At 69.3% G+C, this 6,938-nt stretch carries 7 protein-coding genes; 3 read left to right on the forward strand and 4 right to left on the reverse strand.

The genetic code is table 11. The annotated features are described in order from the left end of the window. The 3 genes from AB8Z36_RS24540 to pdhA form a co-directional block, all read right to left on the reverse strand. On the reverse strand, positions 1 to 374 hold a 374-nt coding region (locus tag AB8Z36_RS24540), incomplete at its 3' end, for a biotin/lipoyl-containing protein (protein ID WP_369215536.1). Between the two features lie 11 nt (positions 375 to 385). Continuing rightward, positions 386 to 1,366, reverse strand: coding sequence for an alpha-ketoacid dehydrogenase subunit beta (locus AB8Z36_RS24545; protein WP_369215537.1), 981 nt, complete (start codon positions 1,364 to 1,366; stop codon positions 386 to 388). 2 nt (positions 1,367 to 1,368) lie between these two features. Beyond that, entirely contained in the window at positions 1,369 to 2,556 is a 1,188-nt protein-coding gene (gene pdhA, locus AB8Z36_RS24550) for a pyruvate dehydrogenase (acetyl-transferring) E1 component subunit alpha (RefSeq protein WP_369215538.1), read from the reverse strand. A gap of 405 nt (positions 2,557 to 2,961) precedes the next feature. On the opposite strand from pdhA, the gene AB8Z36_RS24555 reads away from it, so the two are divergent. Then, entirely contained in the window at positions 2,962 to 3,621 is a 660-nt protein-coding gene (locus tag AB8Z36_RS24555; RefSeq protein WP_369215539.1) for a response regulator, read from the forward strand. An 88-nt stretch (positions 3,622 to 3,709) separates the two neighbouring features. Then, positions 3,710 to 4,132 (forward strand): pyridoxamine 5'-phosphate oxidase family protein, encoded by a 423-nt coding sequence (locus tag AB8Z36_RS24560; protein ID WP_369215540.1) that lies wholly within the window; start codon positions 3,710 to 3,712, stop codon positions 4,130 to 4,132. Positions 4,133 to 4,171: 39 nt separating this feature from the next. Here AB8Z36_RS24560 and AB8Z36_RS24565 read toward each other — a convergent pair whose 3' ends face one another. Next, positions 4,172 to 5,731 (reverse strand): protein kinase domain-containing protein, encoded by a 1,560-nt coding sequence (locus AB8Z36_RS24565; RefSeq protein ID WP_369215541.1) that lies wholly within the window; start codon positions 5,729 to 5,731, stop codon positions 4,172 to 4,174. Positions 5,732 to 6,036: 305 nt separating this feature from the next. On the opposite strand from AB8Z36_RS24565, the gene AB8Z36_RS24570 reads away from it, so the two are divergent. Beyond that, positions 6,037 to 6,938, forward strand: a 902-nt coding sequence (locus AB8Z36_RS24570) for a protein kinase domain-containing protein (protein ID WP_369215542.1), incomplete at its 3' end; no start/stop codon positions are given.

Below are 6,938 nucleotides of genomic sequence, written 5' to 3' on the forward strand. Positions count from 1 at the left end.
ACTCCGTAGCCCACGAGCACCGGCTTGCGGCCCTCGGGGGCGGCCTCGGCCTCGGGCTCGGGCACGGTCTCCTGCACGGGCGCCGTCTCCGGCTCGGACGCGGGACCGGCGCCGCCCGACACGTCGACCGCGATGATCACCTGGCCCACGTCGACCGTGGTGCCCTCGGGGAAGCGCAGCTCACGCACGACGCCGTTGAACGGGATGGGCAGCTCGACGGCCGCCTTCGCCGTCTCGACCTCGCACACGACCTGGCCGTCGGTGACGGTGTCACCCGGCGCCACGAACCACTTGAGGATCTCCGCCTCGGTGAGCCCCTCACCCACGTCCGGCATCTTGAACTCGGCAAGAGCGGTGTCTGTCATCGTCGTCACGACCCTCTCCCTCAGTACGCCAGCGAGCGGTCGACGGCGTCGAGCACCCGGTCGAGACCCGGCAGATACTCCTCTTCGAGCCGCGCGGGCGGATACGGGGCGTGATAGCCGCCGACCCGCAGCACCGGGGCCTCCAGGTGGTAGAAGCACCGCTCGGTGACGCGCGCCGCGATCTCCGCGCCCGTACCGAGGAAGACCGGTGCCTCGTGGACGACGACGAGCCGCCGCGTCCGCTCCACCGAGGCCTGTACGGCGTCGAAGTCGATCGGCGACATGGAGCGCAGGTCGAGGACCTCCAGGGACTTGCCCTCCTCCTCGGCCGCAGCTGCCGCCTCCAGGCACACCTTCACCATCGGGCCGTACGCCGCGAGCGTGAGGTCGCTGCCCTCGCGGGCGACGACGGCCTTGTGCAGCGGCCCGGGGATCGCCTCCTTGTCGAGCTCGCCCTTGTCCCAGTACCGGCGCTTGGGCTCGAAGAAGATCACCGGGTCGTCGCTCTGGATGGCCTGCTGCATCATCCAGTAGGCGTCCGCCGCATTCGAGGGAGAGACCACCTTCAGGCCCGCGACGTGCGCGAAGAGCGTCTCGGGGGACTCGCTGTGGTGCTCGACGGCGCCGATGCCGCCGCCGTACGGAATGCGGATGACGACCGGCATCTTGATCTTGCCGAGCGCGCGGGCGTGCATCTTCGCGAGCTGCGTGACGATCTGGTCGTACGCGGGGAAGACGAAGCCGTCGAACTGGATCTCCACCACCGGGCGGTACCCGCGCAGGGCGAGGCCGATGGCCGTGCCGACGATGCCGGACTCGGCGAGCGGGGTGTCGATGACCCGGTCCTCGCCGAAGTCCTTCTGGAGCCCGTCCGTGACGCGGAAGACGCCGCCGAGCTTGCCGACGTCCTCGCCCATGATGAGGACCTTCGGGTCGTTCTCCAGCGCCGTGCGCAGCGATTCGTTGATCGCCTTGGCGATGGGAAGCTTCTGGACAGCCATCGTTACTTGCCCTCCCCGTCCGCGAACGACGCCTGGTAGGCGGCGAACTGGGCGCGCTCCTCGTCGACGAGGGCGTGCCCGTCGGCGTACACGTTCTCGAAGATCGCCATCAGGTCAGGGTCCGGCATCGCCCGCACCACCTCTCGCACCCGCTTGCCCAACGTCTCGCTCTCGTCGTCGAGTTCCGCGAAGAACTTCTCGTCCGCGTGCCCCTCGGACTCCAGGTACGCCCGCAGCCGCAGGATCGGGTCCTTGGCCTCCCAGGCCACCCGCTCGTCGTCGCTGCGGTACTTGCTCGGGTCGTCGGAGGTGGTGTGCGCGCCCATGCGGTACGTGAACGCCTCGATGAGCGCCGGGCCCTCACCGTTCCTGGCCCGCTCAAGGGCCCACTTCGTCACGGCGAGCACGGCGAGCACGTCATTGCCGTCGACACGGACGCCGGGGAAGCCGTAGCCCTGCGCGCGCTGGTAGAGCGGCACCCGGGTCTGCTTCTCGGTCGGCTCGGAGATGGCCCACTGGTTGTTCTGGCAGAAGAACACGACCGGCGCGTTGTAGACCGCGGAGAACGTGAAGGACTCGGCCACGTCGCCCTGGCTGGAGGCACCGTCACCGAAGTACGCGATCACGGCCGAGTCGGCACCGTCCTTGGCGACGCCCATGGCGTACCCCGTGGCGTGCAGCGTCTGCGAGCCGATGACGATCGTGTACAGGTGGAAGTTGTTGGAGTTCGGGTCCCAGCCGCCGTTGTTCACGCCGCGGAACATGCCGAGCAGGTTCGTGGGGTCCACCCCGCGGCACCAGGCCACGCCGTGCTCACGGTACGTGGGAAACACGTAGTCGTCGTCGCGGGTGGCACGGCCCGAGCCGATCTGGGCGGCCTCCTGGCCGAGCAGCGACGCCCACAGGCCCAGCTCGCCCTGGCGCTGCAAGGCGGTGGCCTCGGCGTCGAAGCGGCGGGTGAGGACCATGTCGCGGTACAGACCGCGCAGCTCCTCGGCGGTGATGCCGGCGACGTAGGCGTCGTACTCGGCCGTCTTCGCGCTCTTGACCCGCTTGCCCTCGGGGGTCAGGAGCTGTACGAGCTCGGGCTCCGTGCTCTCCTGCGGCGCGGCCTTCTTCGCGCTGGCGCGCTTGCCGCCGCCGGTACTGCTGCGGCGCGGTTTGCGCGCGGCGGTGCTCTCCACGGTCACGTGTGCTCCTCCGTCGGTCCGGCCCCCGGGGGTTACCGGGTAGCCAGTGGGGCTCGCCTGTTCCGTGCCCGCGCACGGGGTGGGTACGGCTCGGCCGGGAACAGGCGTGACAGGTGCCCCGGCGAGCGCCCTGCACAATGCACGTTACCCAGTGCTCACCAATTCTGTGAAACCCCATCTGACCTGCGTATTTGCTTGGATTTCCAAGTAAACGGCCGGGAGCCGAATGCTTGGATTACCGAGTAAATCGAGGAAATCGGGAACACTTCCTGGTCACAGCACTGATCACAGCCTGGCAGGGGGCCGGAACACCGGCACGTTATCCCGGGCACCCCGGGAACGGGAAGGGTTACCGGCCAGGGTTCCGCCCGGGCGGCGAAAGAGATGGTGTGTGAGACTGGCTCCGTGCGCGAAGACGGAAAAATTACGGTTTTTCTCCTCGACGACCACGAGGTGGTCCGCCGAGGAGTCCATGAGCTGCTCTCCGTGGAATCCGACATCGAGGTCGTCGGCGAGGCGGGCACCGCGGCGGACGCCCTGGTCAGGATCCCCGCGACCCGTCCGGACGTCGCCGTGCTCGATGTGCGCCTGCCGGACGGCAGCGGGGTCGAGGTGTGCCGCGAGATCCGCTCGCAGAACGAGGACATCAAGTGCCTCATGCTCACCTCGTTCGCCGACGACGAGGCGCTCTTCGACGCGATCATGGCCGGTGCCTCGGGCTATGTCCTCAAGGCCATCCGCGGCAACGAACTCCTGACGGCCGTGCGCGACGTGGCCGCCGGACGGTCCCTCCTGGACCCCGTCGCCACCGCCCGCGTCCTGGAGCGCCTGCGCGACGGCAACAACGCCAAGGGCGACGACCGCCTCGCGGGCCTCACCGACCAGGAGCGGAAGATCCTCGACCTGATCGGCGAGGGCCTGACCAACCGCGTCATCGGCGAGCGGCTGCACCTCGCCGAGAAGACCATCAAGAACTACGTGTCCAGCCTGCTCTCCAAGCTGGGCATGGAGCGGCGCTCGCAGGCCGCCGCGTACGTGGCCCGCATGCAGGCGGAGCGGCACTGACGCGGGGACCAACCGGGACTTTGGTCCCTTTCCCGGGGGGCCCGGTGCCCCTTTTCCGGCGCCGCGTCCGTACGTGAAGGTGGGTGGTATGCCCACCGACGAACAGCTCGCCTTCGAACTGCTCAGCCACACCGACTACGGCAGGGTGGCGACCAGCATGCGCGCGCTGCCCTTCCTCGCGGCGGCCCGGCACATCGTCGTCGACGGCAGACTGCTGCTGCGCATGCACCGCGGCTACGGCTACCACCAGGCATGCGTCGGCAGCGTCGTCGCGTACGGCGCGGACAACCTGAACGAGGCCTCGGCGCGCGAGGGCCAGTGGACGGTGCAGCTCATCGGCCTCTGCACGAAGGTCGAGCCGGCCAACGCCGAACTCCGCCTCTTCGGCCCCACGCCCCACTACGCGGACGGCGAGCTCTTCGACCCGGTGTACCTGCGGATAGAGCCTCAGGTCAACAAGGTCCACACCCTGTACGCCGGGCACGACCGGGTGCTCCAGCACTTGCGCTGAGCCGCCGCCCGCCCCGGCCGTCACGGATGCCGGGGCCCACTACCCGRGATCGCCCCCGGTGTCACCGGTGTCCCCGCCGTCGGTCRGSKCCGGCGGGTCCGGCGGGTCATCCGTCGGGTCCGTCGTCGGATCGTCCGTGGGGTCGGTCGTGGTGGGATCCTGCGTCGGCTTCGTCGGCTCCACCGTGGGCTGCGTCGGCTGATTCGTCGGCCGCGAAGGTCCGGTCGGCTGATTCGTCTGCGGCGGGTAGTCCGTCTCTTCCCCGGTCCCCTCCTCCGGCGCCGTCTCCTCCTCCGTCGCGTCCTCGTCCGCGCTCTTGCTGGGCTTCTTCTCCTGCGACTGCTTGGTCGTGGGAGTGTCCGCCGGGCCCTTCTTGTCCTTCTTGTCCGCCGCGTTCAGCGCGAACGCCACGCCCACCGCGATCGCGATGATCGCGAGCACGACGACGATCCAGACCTTGCCCCGGCCGCCGCCGCCCCTGCCCCCGTGGTGGGAACCGTCGAAGCCGCCGTCGTCACCGCCCGGCGGACGCAGCATCGGCCCGGGGATCTGCGCGGTCCCGGAGTCGGGGTGCGCCATCGCACCGGCCCCCGCGACGCCCATCGCAGGCGTGCTGCCGCCCTCGTGCATCGCGACGGGACCGGTGTTCCAGGTCCCCGTGTGACTGCCCTGCTCGTGCAGCATCTGGAGCCCGTACTGGACGAGACCGCGCATCTCCTCCGCGGTCTGGAACCGGTCGTCCGGGTCCTTGGCCAGGGAGCGCATGACGAGCCCGTCCAGCTCCGGCGGCGCCGCGTCCGAGACCTCGGAGGGCGGCACGGCCTGGTCCTGGACGTGCTGGTAGACCACCGAGAGCGGTGTCTCGCCGGTGAAGGGCGGGCGCAGGGCGAGCAGTTCGTAGAGCAGACAGCCGGTCGCGTACAGGTCGGAACGGTGGTCGACGGCCTTGCCGAGCGCCTGCTCGGGCGAGAGGTACTGGGGCGTGCCCATGACCATGCCGGTCTGCGTCATCGTCGACTGCGCGCCGTGCAGGGCGCGCGCGATGCCGAAGTCCATCACCTTCACCGCACCGGTGTTGGTGATGATCACGTTCGCGGGCTTGATGTCGCGGTGCACGATGCCGTGCTGGTGCGAGTACGCGAGTGCTTCGAGCACGCCCGACACGATGATCAGGGCCTGCTCGGGGCCCGGCGCCTCCGCGTTGATCAGCAGATCGCGGATCGTCCGGCCCTCGACGATCTCCATGACGATGTACGGGACGACATTCGGCCCGACGACGTCTTCACCGGAGTCGTACACCGCCACCACAGCGTGGTGGTTGAGACCGGCGACGGACTGCGCCTCACGCGTGAACCGCGCCTTGGAGACCGGGTCCTCCGCGAGGTCGGAACGGAGCAGTTTGACCGCGACCGTGCGCCCCAGACGGACGTCCTCGGCCGCGAAAACCTCGGCCATGCCGCCCCGGCCGAGTCTGTGCGTCAGCCGGTACCGGCCGTCGCCGACCAGTCCGCCGTTGCCCCACAACTCGGGCGAGTCCGACATACCGCCGCCAGACGCCTCGGGGTCGGACGGGCCCTGAGCGCGCTGCGTCTGTGCCATCAGTCCTCGCCGTCGTTTCTGATCGTGGTACTTGGTACCGGGTACATCGCGATACGGGGTACTCCGTCGGCCACGCTACAGCCTTCGCACCACCCCCTGGTTCGAGGTGGACCGGACATCAAAGCCTTCCCTTGGGCTCATGCGCAAACTTGTAACGCTTCCGAGACGCTTCTTGCGCGTACGGTCACGGAACGGGCACCGAGCTTGACGCGTCATCGTCCTGGGGCAGACTTGGCCTGGAATAGCGGTAATCGATCAGCAGCCGCGGAGCCGTCCGGCGCCCGCGCCGATGGGGGACGCACGAGATGAGCAGCCAGGACGGCGCACAGGGGCGGTACGCGGGGCGTTCGCTGGCCGGTGGCCGCTACCAACTGCGCGATCTGCTCGGCGAGGGCGGCATGGCCTCGGTGCACCTGGCGTACGACGCCGTTCTCGATCGCCAAGTCGCGATCAAGACACTTCACACCGAACTCGGACGCGAACAGTCCTTCCGTGAGCGCTTCCGCCGCGAGGCCCAGTCGGTGGCGAAGCTCACTCACACGAACATCGTGTCGGTCTTCGACACCGGCGAAGACGATCTCGACGGCGCGACGATGCCGTACATCGTCATGGAGTACGTCGAGGGCCAGCCGCTCGGCTCCGTGCTCGACGCGGCGGTGCGCCAGCAGGGCGCGATGCCGACCGACCAGGCGCTGAAGATCACCGCCGATGTGCTCGCGGCGCTGGAGATCAGCCACGAGATGGGCCTGGTCCACCGCGACATCAAGCCGGGCAACGTCATGATGACCAAGCGCAACGTCGTCAAGGTCATGGACTTCGGCATCGCCCGCGCCATGCAGTCCGGCGTCACGTCGATGACGCAGACCGGCATGGTCGTCGGCACCCCGCAGTACCTCTCGCCCGAGCAGGCGCTCGGCCGCGGCGTCGACGCGCGCTCCGACCTGTACTCGGTCGGCATCATGCTCTTCCAACTGGTCACCGGGCGGCTGCCGTTCGAGGCGGACTCGCCGCTGGCCATCGCGTACGCGCACGTACAGGAGGAGCCGGTCGCCCCCTCCTCGATCAACCGTGCGCTGCCGCCCGCCGTGGACGCGGTCGTCGCCCGCGCGCTGAAGAAGAACCCGAACGAGCGTTTTCCGACCGCCGAGGCGATGCGGGATGAGTGCCTTCGGGTCGCCCAGTCCTTCCAGGCGGCGGCCCCCAGCAT

The sequence above is a fragment of the Streptomyces flavofungini genome (assembly GCF_041028215.1).
Classification (GTDB): domain Bacteria; phylum Actinomycetota; class Actinomycetes; order Streptomycetales; family Streptomycetaceae; genus Streptomyces; species Streptomyces flavofungini_B.

Coding starts and splice junctions, on each gene's coding strand:
- AB8Z36_RS24545 (WP_369215537.1), bottom strand. CDS start 1,366: ATGGCTGTCCAGAAGCTTCCCATCGCCAAGGCGATCAACGAATCGCTG.
- AB8Z36_RS24560 (WP_369215540.1), top strand. CDS start 3,710: ATGCCCACCGACGAACAGCTCGCCTTCGAACTGCTCAGCCACACCGAC.